Source organism: Streptomyces sp. NPDC052064 (assembly GCF_055585925.1).
In genome coordinates this window covers 117,634-136,138 of the sequence record NZ_JBVJJE010000001.1, presented here as the reverse complement: position 1 = coordinate 136,138, position 18,505 = coordinate 117,634, and the positions used below count along the sequence as shown (strand labels likewise).

Annotated in this window: 19 protein-coding genes; 14 read left to right on the top strand and 5 right to left on the bottom strand. The window is 71.5% G+C overall.

Going from position 1 to position 18,505, the window contains the following annotated elements:
• Position 1 precedes the first annotated feature (1 nt).
• The 3 genes from ACZ6TU_RS00690 to ACZ6TU_RS00680 all read left to right on the top strand — a co-directional run bounded on the left by ACZ6TU_RS00690 (position 2) and on the right by ACZ6TU_RS00680 (position 3,136).
• The gene (locus tag ACZ6TU_RS00690; RefSeq protein WP_467678876.1) at positions 2-1,405 is read left to right on the top strand and encodes a dipeptidase; all 1,404 of its coding nucleotides are present in this window, start codon (positions 2-4) and stop codon (positions 1,403-1,405) included.
• Positions 1,406-1,560: 155 nt separating this feature from the next.
• On the top strand, positions 1,561-2,505 hold the full coding sequence (gene nudC / locus ACZ6TU_RS00685) for an NAD(+) diphosphatase (RefSeq protein WP_467678878.1): 945 nt from the start codon (positions 1,561-1,563) through the stop codon (positions 2,503-2,505).
• A gap of 13 nt (positions 2,506-2,518) precedes the next feature.
• Entirely contained in the window at positions 2,519-3,136 is a 618-nt protein-coding gene (locus ACZ6TU_RS00680; RefSeq protein WP_469545668.1) for a class I SAM-dependent methyltransferase, read from the top strand.
• Between the two features lie 94 nt (positions 3,137-3,230).
• Here the strand turns inward: ACZ6TU_RS00680 and ACZ6TU_RS00675 are convergent, their stop codons facing one another.
• Positions 3,231-3,470 carry a mycoredoxin gene (locus ACZ6TU_RS00675; protein ID WP_059417293.1) on the bottom strand — a complete coding sequence of 80 codons (240 nt, stop codon included), beginning with the start codon at positions 3,468-3,470 and terminating at the stop codon, positions 3,231-3,233.
• A gap of 184 nt (positions 3,471-3,654) precedes the next feature.
• Here ACZ6TU_RS00675 and ACZ6TU_RS00670 point away from each other — a divergent pair, with 184 nt between their 5' ends.
• The 5 genes from ACZ6TU_RS00670 to ACZ6TU_RS00650 all read left to right on the top strand — a co-directional run bounded on the left by ACZ6TU_RS00670 (position 3,655) and on the right by ACZ6TU_RS00650 (position 7,560).
• The gene (locus ACZ6TU_RS00670; protein WP_469545664.1) at positions 3,655-5,850 is read left to right on the top strand and encodes an ATP-dependent DNA helicase UvrD2; all 2,196 of its coding nucleotides are present in this window, start codon (positions 3,655-3,657) and stop codon (positions 5,848-5,850) included.
• A 164-nt stretch (positions 5,851-6,014) separates the two neighbouring features.
• Positions 6,015-6,341: a hypothetical protein gene (locus ACZ6TU_RS00665; protein WP_467678884.1), complete on the top strand. Its 327-nt coding sequence runs from the start codon at positions 6,015-6,017 to the stop codon at positions 6,339-6,341.
• Positions 6,342-6,514: 173 nt separating this feature from the next.
• Positions 6,515-6,883 (top strand): WhiB family transcriptional regulator, encoded by a 369-nt coding sequence (locus tag ACZ6TU_RS00660; protein WP_059417291.1) that lies wholly within the window; start codon positions 6,515-6,517, stop codon positions 6,881-6,883.
• Positions 6,880-7,203, top strand: a complete 324-nt coding sequence (locus ACZ6TU_RS00655; protein WP_150482912.1) for a hypothetical protein — start codon at positions 6,880-6,882, stop codon at positions 7,201-7,203. Before ACZ6TU_RS00660 ends, ACZ6TU_RS00655 begins: the two co-directional genes overlap by 4 nt.
• Positions 7,204-7,341: 138 nt before the next feature.
• Entirely contained in the window at positions 7,342-7,560 is a 219-nt protein-coding gene (locus ACZ6TU_RS00650; protein WP_467678886.1) for a hypothetical protein, read from the top strand.
• A 38-nt stretch (positions 7,561-7,598) separates the two neighbouring features.
• Here the strand turns inward: ACZ6TU_RS00650 and ACZ6TU_RS00645 are convergent, their stop codons facing one another.
• Together ACZ6TU_RS00645 and ACZ6TU_RS00640 are read right to left on the bottom strand one after the other, a co-directional pair.
• Positions 7,599-8,969 carry an ABC1 kinase family protein gene (locus ACZ6TU_RS00645; RefSeq protein ID WP_467678888.1) on the bottom strand — a complete coding sequence of 457 codons (1,371 nt, stop codon included), beginning with the start codon at positions 8,967-8,969 and terminating at the stop codon, positions 7,599-7,601.
• Positions 8,962-10,176 carry a TOMM precursor leader peptide-binding protein gene (locus ACZ6TU_RS00640; protein WP_467678890.1) on the bottom strand — a complete coding sequence of 405 codons (1,215 nt, stop codon included), beginning with the start codon at positions 10,174-10,176 and terminating at the stop codon, positions 8,962-8,964. Before ACZ6TU_RS00640 ends, ACZ6TU_RS00645 begins: the two co-directional genes overlap by 8 nt.
• A gap of 281 nt (positions 10,177-10,457) precedes the next feature.
• Between ACZ6TU_RS00640 and ACZ6TU_RS00635 the strand changes: the two genes are divergently transcribed.
• From ACZ6TU_RS00635 to ACZ6TU_RS00620, 4 genes are all read left to right on the top strand, one after another.
• Complete coding sequence (locus ACZ6TU_RS00635) at positions 10,458-11,066, top strand: M48 metallopeptidase family protein (protein ID WP_467678892.1); 609 nt, start codon at positions 10,458-10,460, stop codon at positions 11,064-11,066.
• Between the two features lie 195 nt (positions 11,067-11,261).
• On the top strand, positions 11,262-13,055 hold the full coding sequence (locus ACZ6TU_RS00630) for a TerD family protein (RefSeq protein ID WP_469545652.1): 1,794 nt from the start codon (positions 11,262-11,264) through the stop codon (positions 13,053-13,055).
• An 11-nt stretch (positions 13,056-13,066) separates the two neighbouring features.
• A complete protein-coding gene (locus ACZ6TU_RS00625; protein ID WP_338782945.1) occupies positions 13,067-13,747 on the top strand; it encodes an AIM24 family protein in 681 nt (226 codons plus the stop codon).
• A gap of 17 nt (positions 13,748-13,764) precedes the next feature.
• The gene (locus ACZ6TU_RS00620) at positions 13,765-14,520 is read left to right on the top strand and encodes an AIM24 family protein (protein ID WP_469545649.1); all 756 of its coding nucleotides are present in this window, start codon (positions 13,765-13,767) and stop codon (positions 14,518-14,520) included.
• Between the two features lie 63 nt (positions 14,521-14,583).
• Here ACZ6TU_RS00620 and ACZ6TU_RS00615 read toward each other — a convergent pair whose 3' ends face one another.
• Both ACZ6TU_RS00615 and ACZ6TU_RS00610 read right to left on the bottom strand, forming a co-directional pair.
• A complete protein-coding gene (locus ACZ6TU_RS00615) occupies positions 14,584-15,111 on the bottom strand; it encodes an NUDIX hydrolase (protein ID WP_467678898.1) in 528 nt (175 codons plus the stop codon).
• The gene (locus ACZ6TU_RS00610) at positions 15,108-16,559 is read right to left on the bottom strand and encodes a zinc-dependent metalloprotease (protein ID WP_469545645.1); all 1,452 of its coding nucleotides are present in this window, start codon (positions 16,557-16,559) and stop codon (positions 15,108-15,110) included. Before ACZ6TU_RS00610 ends, ACZ6TU_RS00615 begins: the two co-directional genes overlap by 4 nt.
• Before the next feature lie 193 nt (positions 16,560-16,752).
• Here ACZ6TU_RS00610 and ACZ6TU_RS00605 point away from each other — a divergent pair, with 193 nt between their 5' ends.
• Both ACZ6TU_RS00605 and ACZ6TU_RS00600 read left to right on the top strand, forming a co-directional pair.
• Positions 16,753-17,874, top strand: a complete 1,122-nt coding sequence (locus ACZ6TU_RS00605) for an SDR family oxidoreductase (protein WP_467678902.1) — start codon at positions 16,753-16,755, stop codon at positions 17,872-17,874.
• Between the two features lie 115 nt (positions 17,875-17,989).
• A complete protein-coding gene (locus tag ACZ6TU_RS00600; protein ID WP_355846341.1) occupies positions 17,990-18,451 on the top strand; it encodes a molybdenum cofactor biosynthesis protein MoaE in 462 nt (153 codons plus the stop codon).
• Positions 18,452-18,505 lie beyond the last annotated feature (54 nt).

Below are 18,505 nucleotides of genomic sequence, written 5' to 3'. Positions count from 1 at the left end.
CATGAGCCAGACCCCGGACAGTGTCGTCCGTACGTACATCGAGCAGCACCGCGCCGCCTTCCTCGACGACCTCGCCGAGTGGCTGCGCATCCCGTCGGTGTCGGCCCAGCCGGACCACGCGCACGACGTACGACGCAGCGCCGACTGGCTCGCCGTCAAGCTGAAGGAGACGGGGTTCCCGACGGCCGAGGTCTGGCAGACCCCGGGCGCGCCCGCCGTCTTCGCCGAGTGGCCCTGTGACGACCCGCAGGCCCCCACGGTGCTGGTCTACGGCCACCACGACGTGCAGCCCGCCGCCCGGGAGGACGGCTGGGACAGCGACCCCTTCGAGCCGGTCGTCCGTGAGAATCGCCTCTACGCGCGCGGGGCGGCCGACGACAAGGGCCAGGTGTTCTTCCACACCCTCGGCGTCCGCGCCCACCTCGCCACCACCGGCCGCACCACCCCGGCGGTGCACCTGAAGCTGCTGATCGAGGGCGAGGAGGAGTCCGGCTCGCCGCACTTCCGGGCCATGGTCGAGCAGCACGCCGAGCGGCTCGCCGCCGACGCCGTGATCGTCTCCGACACCGGCATGTGGTCCGAGGACACCCCCACGGTGTGCACCGGCACGCGCGGCCTCGCCGAGTGCGAGATACGGCTGCACGGCCCCGGCCAGGACATCCACTCCGGCTCCTTCGGCGGCGCGGTGCCCAACCCGGCGACCGCCGCCGCCCGCCTCGTCGCCGCCCTGCACGACGAGCACGCGCGCGTCGCGATCCCGGGCTTCTACGAGGGCGTGGTCGAACTCACCGACCGCGAGCGGGAACTCTTCGCCGAGCTGCCCTTCGACGAGCGGCAGTGGCTGCGCGCGGCCAAGTCGTACGCCACCCAGGGCGAGGCCGGGTACACCACCCTGGAGCGCGTCTGGGCCCGCCCCACCGCGGAGGTCAACGGCATCGGCGGCGGTTACCAGGGCCCAGGCAGCAAGACCATCGTGCCGTCCTCCGCCCTGGTGAAGCTGTCCTTCCGGCTGGTGGCGGGACAGGACCCCGACCTTGTGGAGAAGGCGGTCCGGGCCTGGGCCGAGCAGCAGGTGCCCGCCGGGATCCGCTGCGAGATCACGTTCAGCGGGGCCACGCGCCCGTGCCTGACGCCGCTGGACCACCCGGCCCTGAAGTCGGTCGCCCGCGCGATGGGCCGGGCCTTCGAGAAGCCGGTCCTCTTCACCCGCGAGGGAGGCTCCGGACCGGCGGCGGACCTCCAGGACGTTCTCGGCGCTCTGGTGCTCTTCCTCGGCATCTCCGTCCCGTCCGACGGCTGGCACGCCCCGAACGAGAAAGTCGAACTCGACCTGCTCCTCAAGGGCGTCGAGACCACCGCGTACCTGTGGGGCGACCTCGCCGAGCACTGGCGCCATGTGCCCTGAGCGTCCCGTGCCGTCCGGACCGGCAGCGCGCGCGGGGCACACTGGAAGGACCGCCCCGCACCGCGGAACCCCGCCGGACCCGGTCGCCTCCCGCCGTACGTCCCGCTGATCAGCCCGCCGAACCCGACCGTTCCACCGGGGAGTTGGAAGCACCCGTGACCACCTGGACCGACCAGAACGCCGACCGACCCATCTCGCTCACCGCACCGAGCGGCATCGACCGGGCCGCGCATCACCGGCTCGACGAGGCCTGGCTCGCGGCGGCGTGGAGCCACCCCTCCACGCGCTGCTTCGTGGTCTCCGGCGGCCAGGTCCTCATCGACGAGACGCCGGACGGGCACACCGAACTCGTCATGACGCCTTCCTTCGAGGCCCCCCTCACCGAGGCCCACCGCTACTTCCTCGGCATCGACGAGGACGGCGTCAGCTACTTCGCCCTCCAGAAGGACTCCCTGCCCGGGCGCATGGACCAGTCCGCGCGGTCGGCGGGGCTGCGTGAGGCGGGCCTGCTCCTGTCCGCCCGGGACGTGGGCCTGATGGTGCACGCGGTCGGCCTGGAGAACTGGCAGCGCACGCACCGTTTCTGCTCGCGCTGCGGTGAGCGCACCGTCATCGCCGCGGCCGGTCACATCCGCCGCTGCCAGGCCTGCGGCGCGGAGCACTACCCGCGTACGGACCCTGCCGTGATCATGGCCGTGACCGATGAGGACGACCGCATCCTGCTCGGCCGCCAGGTGCACTGGCCCGAGGGCCGCTTCTCGACGCTCGCCGGTTTCGTCGAGCCCGGCGAGTCCATCGAGCAGTCGGTGCGCCGCGAGGTCCACGAGGAGGTCGGCATCACCGTAGGCCAGGTCGAGTACGTCGCCAGCCAGCCCTGGCCCTTCCCGTCCAGCCTCATGCTGGGCTTCCTGGCCCGCGCCACCTCGACCGAGATCGACGTCGACGGCGACGAGATCCACGAGGCCCGCTGGTTCTCCCGCGACGAGCTGCGCGCCGCCTTCGAGTCGGGCGAGGTGCTCCCGCCGTACGGCATCTCGATCGCGGCCCGCCTGATCGAGCTCTGGTACGGCAAGCCGCTCCCGACGAGAAGCGCCCTCTGACGGGGCCGGCCGCGTGTCCGACCCGTACTGGAACCACAACGTCCATCACCACCCCGAGGTGCTCGACGCCGTCCCGGACGGCTGCGGCAAGGCCCTGGACGCGGGCTGCGGGGACGGCCTGCTCACCCGCAAGCTCGCGGCGCGGGCGGCATCCGTCACGGGCGTGGACCGCTCGCCGGAGATGATCAAGCTCGCCCGCGAGCACGCGCACGTGCCCGGCAACGTCACGTACCTGGAGGCGGACTTCCTCGCCGACGGGTCCCTGCCTGGGGGTGCGTACGACTTCGTCAGCGCGGTCGCCGTGGTCCACCACGCACCGTTCGAGGAGGCGGTCACCCGCCTCGCCCGGCTCACCGCGCCCGGCGGCCGTCTGGTGATCGTCGGAATGGCCGCCAACCGGACGGTCCTGGACTGGATCATCAGCGCGTGCGGCGTGCCCGCGAGCCAGTGGCACGCCCGCCGACACGGCGGCAAGCGGGGCCCGGCCGGGATGCCCATGGAAGACGTGCACATGTCCTGGGGAGAGATCCGGCAGGCGGTCCACCGGCTGCTGCCCGGCTGCGACTTCCGCCGCACGCTGCTGTGGCGCTACGTCGTGGTGTGGGACAAACCACGAGAAGGCGGTTCCTGAGCCGCCTCAGGAACCGCCTTCTCGGCACAACCGCGGCGACCAGGCGCCGGTCTTCCGCTTCAGCCGGTCTTTCCGCTTCAGCCGGTCTTCTGCCTCAGCCGATCTTCTGCTTCACCTGAGCCAGAGACGGGTTGGTGAGGGTGGAGCCGTCCGGGAACAGAACGGTGGGCACCGTCTGGTTTCCGCCATTCGCCTTCTCCACGAACGCGGCGGACTCCGGGTCCTGCTCGATGTTGATCTCGGTGTACGCGATGCCCTCGCGGTCCATCTGGCTCTTCAGCCGACGGCAGTAGCCGCACCACGTGGTGCTGTACATCGTCACAGTGCCCGGCATGTCTCTCGTGCTCCTTCGGTGGCTCGGGGACGGGTGCTCGCAGTGGTGGAACGTACGTGAAATCGCAACCATTCCCGGGGCCCGCGCCCTGGCGGACGTGACGCCTGCCGCATTGGTACGACTATCGGTCCGTGCCTGTGGACAACCGGCACAGCGGTCTCCGGCGACCTGGCAGCATGGCTGTGTGACAGCAGCAACGCACTCCACCCTGTTCCCGCAGGTACCGGATTCCGCCGATGCGGTGCTCGACGGGCTCGACCCCGAACAGCGCGAGGTGGCCACGGCCCTGCACGGTCCGGTGTGCGTCCTGGCGGGCGCCGGCACGGGCAAGACCCGGGCGATCACCCACCGCATCGCCTACGGAGTGCGCGCCGGCATCCTGCACCCCTCCAGCGTGCTCGCCGTCACATTCACCAACCGCGCCGCCGGGGAGATGCGGGGCCGGCTGCGCCAGCTCGGCGCCGCCGGTGTCCAGGCGCGCACGTTCCACTCGGCGGCGCTGCGCCAGCTCCAGTACTTCTGGCCGAAAGCGATCGGCGGCTCCATGCCCCGGCTCGTCGACCGCAAGATCCAGCTCGTCGCCGACGCGGCCGCCGCCTGCCGCATCCGGCTCGACCGTGGCGAGCTGCGGGACGTCACCGCCGAGATCGAGTGGTCCAAGGTCACCCAGACCGTCCCCGCCGACTACGCGCCCGCCGCCGCCAAGGCCGGCCGTGAGACCCCCCGCGACCCCGCCGAGATCGCCCAGCTCTACGCCGCCTACGAGGACGTCAAGCGCGAGCGCTCCGTCATCGACTTCGAGGACGTGCTGCTGCTGGCCGTGGCCGTCCTCCAGGACCGGCACGACATCGCCGAGCAGGTCCGCGCCCAGTACCAGCACTTCGTGGTCGACGAGTACCAGGACGTCAGCCCCCTCCAGCAGCGCCTGCTGGACCTGTGGCTGGGCGACCGGGACAACCTGTGCGTGGTCGGCGACGCCAGCCAGACGATCTACTCGTTCACGGGCGCGACCCCGGACCATCTGCTCGATTTCCGCACCCGCCACCCCGGCGCCACCCTCGTCAAGCTGGTCCGCGACTACCGCTCCACCCCCCAGGTCGTCCACCTCGCCAACGGCCTGCTCGCCCAGGCGAAGGGCCGGGCCGCGGACCACCGCCTGGAGCTCGTCTCCCAGCGCGCCCCGGGGCCCGAGCCGGTCTACACCGAGTACACGGACGAGCCCGCCGAGGCGGAGGGCGCGGCCCGCCGTATCCGCGAGCTCATCGACTCCGGAGTCCCGGCCGCCGAGATCGCCATCCTGTTCCGTACGAACGCGCAGTCCGAGACCTACGAGCAGGCCCTCGCCGACGCCGGGGTGCCCTACCAACTGCGCGGCGCCGAGCGGTTCTTCGACCGCCCGGAGGTGCGTAAGGCGGGCGTCGCCCTGCGCGGCGCGGCCCGCTTCGGCGGCAACGACTCCCTCCTGGACGACGCCGTCGACCTGCCCTCCCAGGTGCGCGCCGTGCTGTCGGGGGAGGGCTGGACGCCGCAGCCACCGGCCGGCTCCGGCGCCGTGAGGGAACGCTGGGAGTCCCTGGCCGCCCTGGTGAACCTCGCCCAGGACTTCGCCGCCGCCAAACCCGGCGCCACCCTGGCGGACCTCGTCGCCGAACTCGACGAACGGGCGAACGCCCAGCACGCCCCCACCGTGCAGGGCGTCACCCTCGCCTCCCTGCACTCGGCCAAGGGCCTGGAGTGGGACGTCGTGTTCCTGGCCGGCGTCGCCGAGGGCATGATGCCGATCACCTACGCCAAGACCGACGAGCAGATCGAGGAGGAGCGGCGCCTGCTGTACGTCGGCGTCACCCGCGCGCGGGAACACCTCCATGTCTCCTGGTCTCTCTCCCGCTCACCCGGCGGCCGTCCCAACCGCCGCCCCAGCCGCTTCCTGGACGGGCTGCGCCCGGGTTCGACGGCCACCACGGGGCGTACCGCCGCCGGCGGTGCGGGCGGCATCGAGCGTGGAACCCCCGGAACCAGGGGCTCCGCCCCGAGGCGAGTCCAGCGAACGCCCGCCCGCTGCCGAGTCTGCGGCCGCACGCTGACCGACGCGGGCGAGATGAAGCTGATGCGCTGCGACGACTGCCCCTCCGACATGAACGAGGGCCTCTACAAGCGGCTGCGCGAGTGGCGTGCCGACCAGGCGCGACGCAGTGGCCAGCCCGCCTTCTGCGTCTTCACGGACAGGACCCTGGTGGCCATCGCCGAGACCGCGCCCGACGACGAGCACGAGCTGGCGCGCATCCCGGGCGTGGGGATGCGCAAGCTCAGCCGCTACGGAACCGACGTACTGGCCATCTGCGCAGGCCAGTTCGTCGGAGGGGACACGGATCAGGACTGACAGGAACTCGTCGAAAAAATAGTTTGCGCATGCCCCAGCAATCCCCATAGGTTCTTAGACACGAGAGCAGCGGCCTTCTCGGAGGCCCTGGTTCCGTGATGTACTTGCATTTCCGCCGGACTGGTTCATCCAGTCCCCCGAGACGCCGAGAGGAGGCGAGTCCAGTGATCAGCATCTACACCAGCTCCATCAGCACCGTGAAAATGACCGATCGCTCGGCCGTCTCCGCGTGCATGCTCGGCGTTTCGAACCTGGGCACCGGTCTGTCCGGCATTCGTGCCGTGCGTCCGGCGTCCTCCTCCGTTGCCCCCGCGGGTCTTCCCGTCCGGGAGCGCAATGAGCGACCGACCGAGGCACTGGAAGCGGCAGTAGTGGCACAGGCGCATGCCTATGCCTTTACGGCGACCGGTGCCGGATTCCGGAAGCAGACGACGCAGAACCACCTGATGTGGGCCTTCCGTGGGCCAGAACCCTGGAGTGATCCAGCCTGATCGCCGATCAGGCCGGCGCCTTCAGGGCCGCGGAACCCCATCCGGGATCCGCGGCCCTTCTGTTTGTCCCTGAACAGGGACGACGGACCGAAGGAGCCTCGGGACAAGAAAAGAACCCGGTACCAGCCGCCCCCGGCCAACAGGTCGGAACGACCAGACGAGGAAGACGAACCGTGCAACTCGAAGCGCACGCCCCGTCCGTACCGCCTTCGGAAACGATCCCCAAGCCCGGCCCCACGGAGGACTCCGCCTTGACCCCGCTCACCGCGCTCACCGCGCTCGACGACGCCATCGAGAACCTCGGCGTACCCGTCCCGTGCCGCTCCTACGACCCGGAGGTCTTCTTCGCCGAGTCGCCCGCGGACGTCGAGTACGCCAAGTCCCTGTGCCGCACCTGCCCGCTGGTCGAGGCCTGCCTCGCCGGCGCCAAGGAGCGGCGTGAGCCCTGGGGCGTCTGGGGTGGCGAGCTGTTCGTGCAGGGTGTCGTCGTCGCCCGGAAGCGGCCGCGTGGCCGCCCGCGCAAGAACCCGGTCACAGCATGAACACCGCAGGAACGATCGACCGCCCCCTCACGCACGACCCCCAGAAGCAGGCCCCGATGAAGCCGTCCACTTACGAGCCCGCAGGCTCCGCGACCCAAGACTTCACCACCACCGGCGCGAAGGACTCGCGTCAGAACAGGACCCGAGAGATGCAACTCATTCCAGAAGCCATGGCTCGTGCGCATATGCACGAGCGACTGCAAGAGGCGGAGCGGGAACGCCCGGCCGTGCGCCTGGCGTCCGCCCGCCGGATGCAGCGCAGGGCGGAGCGCGCCTCACGGCGTGCCCGCCGGGCGCTCGCCATGGCGGTCATGCAGTAACCGACCTCACCTGAAGCGGTGGCCTCCCGACCCCGGGAGGCCGAGCTCTCCCCGCGGGGGCCGGTCCGTGCCGAACGGACCGGCCCCCGCGGTGCGTTGTGCCCAGCGGGCCGTCGGGCACGGCGATATCGTCGCCGGGTGACGAGTCCTCTCGGAGGCGGTGACGACGGCCCCGCCGCGGAATCTCAGCCGCTCGTGTGCGACCGCTGCGGCACGACGGCCGGCACCCTGGCCGACGGCCCACCAGTCACCTGGACCTGCTCCGTGGAGAACGGCGTCCGCCGCTACTTCTGCGAGACCTGCTCCCGGGAGAACCTCAGGTCGATCGAGGGGCGCCTGGACTCGGACTGGTGGTGAGGCGGGGGCACCCCGTCACCCGCGGTGCCCGCTCAGGCTCATGCCTCCGCCACCGACTCTCCGCCATCCGCCGGATCCTCCGGGACGAACCCCGGCAGCCACTCCTCCAACTCCTCGCGCAGACGCACCGTGGCCCCCAGCTGGCACAGCACGCCGATCGTGCTCAGCGTCACCCGGTGGATCAGCAGATACGACGGGGGCAGGTTGAGCTGCTTGCCCAGCTGGTAGGCGGGGGAGCGCGGGTCTGCGATGCGGGCCGCCTGGCTGCGCATCCAGCCTCGCGTGAAGGTGAACTCCTCGACCTCGGCCGGTTCGATGATCGGCAGCAGATAGTCCAGGACCGCGTCGGGATCCAGCTCTATGGTCTCCCTCACGAACCCCTCCTCGCACAGGAGCTCGTAGACCGTCTCGGCCTCCCCGTCGAGGGTCATGCGCAGGGACTCGCCGATGGTGGCCGGCAGACCGCCCGGGAGACGGTCGACCGTGCCGAAGTCCAGGACGCCCAGGCGCCAGTCGTCCTCACCGTCCGGGCCGCCGGGCAGCAGCCGGAAGTTGCCCGGGTGCGGATCGGCGTGCAGCAGGCCGGTGCGGGCGGGGCCGGAGAACAGGAAGCGGGCCAGGAGCTGTCCGGCCCGGTCGCGCTGCTCCTGTGAGCCGTCCGCGATGATCTCCGACAGCGGGATGCCGTCGATCCACTCGGTGATCAGGACCTGGTCGGACTGGTGCACCACCTGCGGCACGATCACGTCCGGGTCGTCCGTGAACTCCTCGGCGTGGGCCTGCTGGGCCTGCGCCTCCAGGCCGTAGTCCAGCTCCTCCGAGACGCGGTCCTTCAGTTCCGTGATCAGCGGCTTGATGTCCATGCCGGGGATCAGCGGGCCGAGCAGGCGGGAGAAGCGGCTCAGCTGGTTCAGATCGGACAGCAGGGCCTCGCCTGCGCCCGGGTACTGCACCTTGACCGCCACCTCGCGGCCGTCGTGCCACACCCCCCGGTGGACCTGGCCGATCGAGGCCGCCGCGGCGGGCTTGTCCTCGAACTCCAGGAACAACTCGTGCCAGCCCTCACCGAGACGCTCCTCGAGCACCGCGTGCACGGTGCGCGTCGGCATCGGCGGCGCCGCCTCCTGGAGCTTGGTCAGCGCGGCCCGGTAAGGGCCGGCCACCTCCTCGGGCAGCGCCGACTCGAAGACGGACAGGGCCTGGCCGAACTTCATCGCGCCGCCCTTGAGCTCGCCGAGCACCTTGAACAGCTGGTCGGCCGTGCGCTGTTGGAGTTCGCGGCCGACGAGCTCCGCGGACTCGCCGACGATCCGCTTGCCGAATCCCCAGGTCGCCCGCCCGGCGATGCCGAGCGGGAGCGCGGCGAGCTTGGCGGTCCGGGTGACCGCCTTCCGGGGAAGATCAGACATGCGCCCTCCAAGTCCCAGCCGGCCGCTTCGCCGCTGCCTCACGGCACCGCTCCGACGGCCGTTGCACCGCCATTGTCTCGTGTGACGCCCCATCCTCCGAGGGGTGCTCCCCCTTTCCTCTCTCCGCAGCCCCGCACGGGCATGCCGGATGCGCCCAGACCGGCCGCGCATGCCAGTGGAGACCGGGTACGGAGACCTCCCAGCGTGCCCCGGCGCTCGACGGAACCCGGCCGTCGAGGAAGGCGAGCGCGTGGGCGGCGGCCAGCCCGGCCACCGTAGTGGCCAGCGTCAGGTCACAGGGCCGCACCTGCCGCTGCCGACCGGAGCGCCACTGGGCGACCAGGCGCGGCCAGGTCGGATCCCGCTCGGCGCGGCTCTCGTGCAGACACCCGGCGCAGCCCGTCTCCCCGGGCAGGACGAGTGGGCCGACCACCCCGGTCCCCTCCACGACCCCGGCGTACAGATGGGGTGTCCCGGAGGACATCAGGGGCTCGGCGGCCGACGGGTCGGGCGCGTGCACGGCGACATCGTCCCGCGGGGCGATGATCACCAGCGAGAAGCCCGGGTCGCCTTCCTCCGGGGATGCCTGGGCTGCCGCGCGGCGCGGCGGCCTGTCCGGGGCCGCCCGGCGCACGGCCCGGCGGGCCGACTCGTCCCTGCGGTCGCCGACGGCCTCCGCGGGCAGCCCGCCCGGAGCGACGTCCCACGGTTCCACACGGCCGCCGTCGCGCACGTCGACCTCGCCCACACCCGCCCCGGACAGCAGCGACGCCAGCACGGCACCCACCCGGCCCGCGCCCCGCACCTGCACGCGCTGCGAGCGCCGGGCGGCCAGCTGCCGCATCGCGTCGCCCGGCGCCGAGGTGGTCAGGGACAGGGAAGCGAGGTCGGGACGCAGCCGGTCGAGGACCTCCTTCTTCTGTCGCAGGGCGTCGGCGGCCGGTCCGCCGCCCCGTGCGTCGTCGAGGAGCCCGGCCTGTGCGAGCCGCCGCACCAGCCCGTCGACATGGCCGTCCGGCAGATCCATCCGGTGTCCCTCCTCGCGCAGCAGCTTCAGCCCTCGCGTGCCGTTCAGCAGATCGAGGAAACTGCCCGTCGCCAGGTCCATCGGGCCGAGCGTCATCGCATGCGCCGGTGTCATCCCGAACTGCACGGTGTTGAGGTCGCGCCAGCCGCGCCTGAGCGCGGGTTTCACCATCGGATGCATGAGAGGCCCCCGTATGCCATAGATAGTCCCCGTATGCCGGTTGAGCATGACGGCAGCGCTAAAACCGGCCGCACGCTGAACCCGGTCACGGGCCCGGCCTGGTCCCGGGCCTGTCCGTCGCTTCGCCGACAAGAGCCAGCATGCCCAAACCCGCCGCCGGCTGCCGAAAGTTGTCCACAGGCGCGGGTATTCGTCGTACAAATCCGGCGGCCGGTGAGGGTATGGACATCGAACCGTCTCGGAGCCGGGACTTCCCCGGGTGCAGCGGGTAACGTCGGGGCGTGCCCGCCGACCCACTGCACCGTGCCGGAAAGCCACAGCGCAGCACGACGAGCCAGCCGCCGAGCGGCTCGGGGGCGAGCGCGATCGAGGTCCGCAGGAGCGCCCGCCGACGCAGAACGGTCTCCGCGTACCGCGAGGGCGATCGCACCATTGTGCTCATCCCCGCCCGGATGTCCGAGGCGGAGGAGCAGCGCTGGGTGAACGTCATGCTCGACAAGCTGGCCGCCCAGGAGAGCAAGCGGGCCCTCGGCGACGCCGAGCTGGTCGAGCGGGCCCGGCGCCTTTCGGACCAGTACTTCGACGGGCGGGCCCGGCCCGCTTCGGTGCGCTGGGTGACCAACCAGAACACGCGCTGGGGGTCCTGCACCCCGTCCGAGGGCAGCATCCGCCTGTCGCACCGCCTGCAGGGAATGCCCGAGTACGTCGTCGACTACGTCCTTCTCCACGAACTCGCCCATCTGCTCGTACCCGGGCACGGGCCCCGCTTCTGGGAGCTGCTGGAGGCCTATCCGCGGACGGAGCGGGCCCGGGGCTATCTCGAAGGCGTGGTCGCGGCCGAGCGGTTGCCCCATGTGCCCGGTGCGCGGGGTGAGCGTCCCGTGGGCTGAGCGTCCCGTGGCTGAGCGCCCGGGATGAGCACCCGCGGTGAGCGCCGGGGTAAGTGACCGCTTTCCGCGAGAGAGCTGCCGATACGGCCGCACGCGGGTTCTGTACCGGGTCTGTACCGACTGCGTCCGGTGTCCGAGTTTGCCGTTAGCCTGGCGCGACGCAATCACGTTCTGGATGGGGGACGGTCGTTACGCATGGCCAGGGAATTCCAACGCGGCCACAAGGCCAGGATCAGTGACCTCACCGCGGGCACGGATCTGTACGTAGGCGTGCAGATCTCCGGTCCCGGACTGAGCTTCGACATCAGCTGCTTCGGCCTCGACGCCGACGAACGCCTCTCGGACGACCGGTACTTCGTCTTCTACAACCAGCCGAAGTCCCCCGAGGAGGCCATTCAGCTCCTGGGCGCCCAGGCGGGCGACACGGAGTCCTTCCGGGTGACGCTCGACCGGATCCCGCCGCAGATCCAGAAGCTGTCCTTCACGGCGACGATCGACGGCGCCGGGGATATGTCGCAGATCGCCCCCGGTTACCTCCGTATCGTCGCCGGCGGCGAGGAGGTGGCCCGCTACCCCTTCAACGGCTCGGAGTTCTCCACCGAACGGGCCGTGATGCTCGGCGACTTCTACCTGAAGGACGTCTGGCGGTTCGCCGCCGTCGGACAGGGCTTCGACGGTGGTCTCGACGCGCTGCTGCAGAACTTCGGCGGCGAAGTGGCCGAGGAGGAGACGCCCGCGCCGCCCGCGCCCGCCGCGCAGCAGCCGCAGGCCGGCGCCGTCCCGGGCTTCGCGCCGCCCGCGTTCGGCGTCCCCGGCACTCCGGAACCCGCCCCGGCTCCCGCACCCGCACCGGTAGCGCCCCCGGCCCCGGCTCCCGCCCCGGCGCCCGCTCCCCAGCCCGCGGCACAGGGCTTCGCGCCCCCGCCCGGCGCCTCTCCGCCTCCGCCTCCGGCCCCTGCGCCCCAGGTGCACGCCGCCCAGACCATCGTCGCGCCCATGCACACCCCGCCCGGCGGCTCCCCGGTGCCGCCTCCGGCCCCGGCGCCCGCGCCGTACGGCCAGCCGGGCCAGCAGCCGCCGCCGTACGGCCAGGTCCCCGGCCAGACGGCCCCGCCGCCGCCCGGCTACGGCCAGCCCCAGGCACCCCAAGCACCCCAGGCTCCGGCCCCGCCCCCCGGCTACGGCCAGCCCACACCGCCCCCGGGCTACGGCCAGCAGCCGCCCTTCGGGCAGCAGACCGGGCAAGCCCCTTACGGAGCGTCCCAAGGAGCGCCCCAAGGAGCGCCCCAAGGAGCGCCCCAAGGAGCGCCCCAAGGAGCACCGCAGGGCCCCGGTGTCGCCGCCGCGCTCCAGCAGTTCAAGGAGACCCCCACCGGGCAGCGCTGGACGCAGCAGAACAAGAAGCTCGTCCGGGTCGACCTCGGCATCGGCGGGCAGCCCGTGCTGGCCCGGCAGGGCAGCATGGTGCTCTACCAGGGCAAGGTCGACTTCAGTTACAAGGGCGCCGGCTTCGCCGGCCGGATCGTGGGCAACGCGACCGGCCAGGAGATGCAGCTGATGCGCTGCACCGGCCAGGGGCAGGTGTTCCTCGCCGAGGACTCCACGATGCTGCACCCCATCGAGCTCCAGGGTGACGGCATCTGTGTCTCCGCCGAGAACGTCCTCGCCTTCGACGAGAGCCTCCAGTACGAGGTGCGCCGCATCGAGGGACACGGCATCCCCGGGGGCGCGCTGTTCACGATGCAGTTCACGGGCACCGGCACGATCGTCGTGAAGACCCACGGCACGCCCGTGGTCCTGCCGGTCACGCCCACCACGTTCGCCGACTGCAACGCCGTGGTCGCCTGGTCGGCCGCCGCCCAGGTCGTCGTCTCCAGCCAGGTGCGGATGCGCCGCAACGCCTACCCGGGTGACACCGGGGAGAGCGTCAACCTCCAGTTCCGGGGAGCGCCCGGGAACTTCATCGTCGTCCAGCCGTACGAGGTCTGAGGGAGCCCGTCATGACACAGCAGCTCGCGGGCCACGCCCCCGCACCCGTCACCGCCCGCATGGAGAACCACGGCAACCACATGCTGAAGGTCGCCATGCAGACCGGAAACGACCTCCTCGCGCGCGTGGGGTCGATGGTCGCCTACGAAGGGTTCGTGCAGTACGAGCCCAACCCGCCGGCCGTGCGCCAGATCGCGAAGGACTGGATGACCGGCGAGGGCGCGCCTCTGATGAAGTGCTCCGGCGACGGCCTGCTCTACCTCTCCGACTACGGGGCGAACGTCGTCGTCATCAACCTCAACGGCGACGGCATCTCCGTCAACGCCACCAACCTGCTCGCCTTCGACGCCCACCTCACGTGGGGTGTCGAGCGGGTCAAGGGCCTTGCGAAGTTCGCCGGACAGGGCCTGTGGAACACCAGGATCTCCGGGCAGGGCTGGGTCGCGCTGACCTCCCGGGGCAAGCCCATCGTCGTCGACTGCGGAGGCGGCGAGGACGAGACGTACGTCGACCCAGACGCCCTGGTCGCCTGGTCCCCGAACCTCAAGGTGAAGGGCAAGCGCAGCTTCCGGGCACAGTCGCTGATCGGCCGCGGCAGCGGTGAGGCCTACCAGATGGCCTTCTCCGGTCAGGGCATCGTCGTCGTCCAGCCCAGCGAGGACAGCACCGACCGCCTCCGGGCCCGGGGCTGAGGGGGAGCCACAAAGCCATGCAGAGCCCGATTTTCGCCTACAACGAGCAGCAGACCCAGGACCGCTGGAGTCTGCAGAACAAGCAGATGCTGCGCGTCGCCCTGGAGGGTCACGACGACATCCTGGCCCGCAAGGGCACCATGGTCGCCTACCAGGGCCTCGTCGAGTTCGACGCCGAGTACCAGAGCAACGACCAGGCACGCTCGCGTGCGCACACCGGTGAGGGGCTCGACCTGATGCGCTGCCACGGGCAGGGCACGGTCTACCTCGCCAACCTCAAGCAGCACGTCCACGTCATGGAGGTCGAGCAGGACGGTCTCACCGTCGACAGCAGCTATGTGCTGGCGATGGACTCCTCCCTGCACCACGAGGTCATCGCCGTCGACAGCCTCTACGGCATCTCCGGCTCCGGGAAGTACCAGCTCAACATCACCGGCCGGGGCAAGGTCGCCCTGATGACCTCGGGCATGCCGCTGCTGATGCAGGTGACGCCCGACAAGTACGTCAACTGCGACGCCGACGCGATCGTCGCCTGGTCGACGAGCCTGCGCGTGCAGATGCAGGCCCAGACGCACTCGTCCGGGGTGTGGCGGCGCCGCGGCAGCACCGGTGAGGGCTGGGAGCTGAGCTTCATGGGCACCGGCTTCGCGCTCGTCCAGCCCAGCGAACTGCTGCCGCCGCAGAACGCCCGGATCGGCTCGGGCCTCGCCGCCCAGTACGGCATGGGCCAGCAGGGAGCACGCGGGCAGAACCAGGGCAACGTCTGGAACTGACCGGCCACGGACCCGGCAAGGCGTAAGGGGCGACCGCCCAGGCGGTTCGCCCCTTACGATGCCTCAGGCCGCGAGCCTCGCGCGCGTGGCCTCCAGCAGGCGTACGACCGACTCGTCGGCCACCTCCGCGACCTCGTCGTACCCGAACCAGCGCACGTCGAGCGACTCGTCGCTGATCGCGTGCGCGGCGTCCGGCGGCGCCAGGACCGCGTACTGGACGTCGAAGTGGCAGTGGCAGGGCGGCGGGATCGGATGCCGGTCCAGGCGCACCGGGCCGCCCGGCAGCAGCGAGAGCCCCGAGACGCCGGACTCCTCCGTCGCCTCACGCAGGGCCGCGGCCGCCAGGGAGCTGTCGCCCGGCTCGCAGTGGCCGCCCATCTGGAGCCACATCCGCAGCTTTCTGTGCAGGGTCAGCAGGACCCGGCCGGCCTCGGGGGCGATCACCATGGCACTCGCCGTGATGTGGCCCGCGTGGCACGCCTTCCAGAGGCCGTCCGGGTGTTCCGCCAGATGGTCGAGGTAGGCCTGGCACAGGTCCGTCTGGTCCTCGTACTCCTTGAGCACGAGGACCGCGTCGTCGTACAGGCTCACTCGGCGTCGTCGCCCTTGTTCTTGTCTTCGCCCTCGTCCTTCTTCTTCAGGTCGGGCTTGTCCGCCGCCTCGCCGAGCATCTTGTCCAGCTCGGAGAAGTCGATCTGCTCACGGTGTACGAAGCCGTCCGGATCGTCCAGGTCGGTGGCCGTCGGCAGCATGTCCGGGTGGTGCCAGAGGGCGTCCCGGCCGTCGACACCGCGCGCGTCCGTGAGCGAGGCCCACAGGCGGGAGGCGTCACGCAGGCGGCGCGGGCGAAGCTCCAGGCCGATCAGCGTGGCGAACGTCTGCTCGGCCGGGCCGCCCGAGGCGCGGCGGCGGCGCAGCGTCTCGCGCAGGGCGTCGGCGGACGACAGACGGGGCTTCGCGGCGGCGTGGACCACCGCGTCGACCCAGCCTTCCACGAGCGCCAGAGCCGTCTCCAGACGCGCCAGGGCGGTCTTCTGCTCGGGCGTGTCCTCGGGCTGGAACATGCCCTGCTGGAGGGCCTCCTGGAGCTGCTCGGGGTTCTGCGGGTCGAACTGGCCGACGACGTCCTCCAGCTTGGCCGTGTCGACCTTGATCCCGCGGGCGTAGCCGTCGACCGCGCCGAACAGATGCGAGCGCAGCCACGGCACGTGCGCGAAGAGGCGCTGGTGGGCGGCCTCGCGCAGGGCGAGATACAGCCGCACCTCCTCCTGGGGGACGCTCAGGTCCTTGCCGAACGTCTCGATGTTCACCGGCAGCAGCGCGGCCTTGCCGGCCGGGCCGAGCGGCAGGCCGATGTCGGTCGAGCCGACGACCTCGCCCGCGAGCACGCCGACGGCCTGACCGATCTGCGTACCGAACATGGCGCCGCCCATCGAGCGCATCATGCCGATCAGCGGGCCGGCCATGGCCTGCATCTCCTCCGGCAGGACGTCGCCCATGGCGGTGCCCACGCGCTCGGCGACCGGGTCGACGAGCTCCTTCCAGGCGGGCAGGGTCGCCTCGACCCACTCCGCGCGGCTCCAGGCCACCGCGGAGGCGGCGCCGGACGGCAGGGACGTGGCGTCGTCGAGCCACAGGTCGGCGAGGCGGACGGCCTCCTCGACGGCCTTGCGCTCGGCGGGGCCGACGCTGGTGTCCTTGGTGCCGTCAGGACTGCCCTGGGAGACCGTCTGACGGGCGATCTGCTTGGCCATGTCCCAGTTCACCGGGCCGCCCTCGTAGGAGAGCATCTGGCCCAGCTGCTGGAACGCGGCGCCCAGGTCGTTGGGGTTCAGGGAACCGAACATGGCAGCGAACGGATTGTCCGCACCGGGGCCACCAGGGCCGCCGCCAAAGCCTCCGGCTCCAGGCAGGCCGCCCAGACCGAAGGGATTGGCCGGTCCCTGACCACCACCGCTCTGCTGGTCCTTCTTCTTGCCCTCGTCGCCGTCGTCCGGCTCCTCCGGCGGAAGGCCGAATCCGAATGGGGTGTCACTCACGGGATTCCTCGGCTGGTAGGGCCGCCGGTTCTTTCCGGCGGCACGGCTGCCCGACATCACCACCCAGCGTAGACACCTGGGGCGGATCGGGCCTCGGTGCTTCGCCGACTGACGGCCTGCGGCAGGATGGATGCCACCTGGTACGCACGCTTTCATTCGTGCTCGTACTGAAGACAACCGCTGGAGACGCCCGGTGAGTTCCCCAGATCCGCAGGTTCGCGCAGCGCGAAACCAGTCAACCAGTTCCGCGAGCTCCGCGGCGCGCGGGCCCGTCGTCGCGGTCACCGGCGCCGCGTACGGCATCGGCGCGTTGCTCACCGAGCAGCTTGCCGCTTCCGACGAGGTCAAGCAGGTCGTCGCCATCGACGAGCGGCGTGGCGAGTGCGCGGCGGCGCAGTGGCACATCCTGGATGTACGTGATCCGGCCATCGCGGACAAGCTGCGCGGCGCCGACGTGGTGGTGCACCTGGCACTGGACCTCGACCTGGAGACCGACGCGGCCGCCCGAACGGCCTACAACGTACGGGGGACGCAGACCGTCCTGACGGCGGCCGCGGCCGCCGGCGTGCACCGGGTGGTGCTGTGTACCTCGGCGATGGTCTATGGGGCGCTGCCGGACAACGAGCTGCCGCTCTCCGAGGACGCGGAGCTGCGGGCCACGGCGGAGGCGACGGGCGTCGGCGACCTGCTGGAGATCGAGCGGCTGGCGCGGCGGGCGCCGCGGGCACATCCAGGGCTCAACGTCACCGTGGTGCGGCCGGCGATCCTGGTGGGAGGCACGGACACCGCGCTGACCAGGTACTTCGAGTCTCCTCGGCTGCTCGTCGTCGCCGGGTCGCGGCCCGCGTGGCAGTTCTGCCACGTCGAGGACCTGTGCGGCGCGCTGGAGTACGCCGTCCTAGAGAAGGTCGACGGGGAACTGACCGTCGGGTGCGACGGGTGGCTGGAGCAGGAAGAGGTCGAGGAGCTCAGCGGCATCCGGCGGATGGAGCTGCCGTCGGCGGTCGCGCTGGGTGCGGCGGCGCGCCTGCACCGCATCGGGCTCACGCCGTCCCCGGCCGGGGATCTGGCGTACACGATGTATCCCTGGGTGGTCAGCGGCAGCCGGCTGCACGACGCCGGGTGGCGGCCGCAGTACACCAATGAGGAGGTGCTGGCGGAGCTCCTGGAGGAGGTCTCCGGCCGGCACACGGTGGCCGGCCGGCGGCTGGGCCGCAAGGACGCGACGGCCGCGGGTGCCGCGGGAGCGACGGTGGCGCTGCTGGGTGCGGCCGCCGTGGTGCGACGGGCTCGGAAGGCCCGGCGGCGCATCTGACCCGCCCGGCCGGCCGGCCCGGCCGGTCCCGTCGTAGGAGAGTCCAACGCCCACGCGCGCGTGCCGGTCGATAGCTCTATTCCGCGCTGTCGGTCGCGTGCGGCACGATGGAGGCATGGCATCCACGAGCGATCACCCGGGTGAGCAGGCCGCGCAGGATCCGATCAGGCTGATCGGGATCCGGGACACGGCCCTTTCCGTGGACGAGGTGTTCCGGGCCGTAGGGGACGACGCGGCCGGCGGCACCGCGCTCTTCGTGGGCACCGTGCGGAACCACGACGGGGGTGCCGACGTGGCGGAGCTGGGGTATTCCTGTCACCCCAGTGCCGAGGCCGAGATGAGGCGGATCGCCGAGAAGGTCGTCGCCGAGTTCCCGGTGCGGGCGCTGGCGGCCGTGCACCGGGTGGGGGATCTCCGGGTCGGTGACCTCGCCGTGGTCGTCGCCGTGTCGTGTCCGCACAGGGGAGAGGCCTTCGAGGCCTGCCGGAAGCTGATCGACGACCTCAAGCACGAAGTGCCCATCTGGAAGCACCAGAAGTTCTCCGACGGCACCGAGGAGTGGGTGGGCGCCTGCTGAATCCGGGACGCGGTCTTCCGGTTGCGTAACCGAACCCCTGGCGTGAGCGTTGTC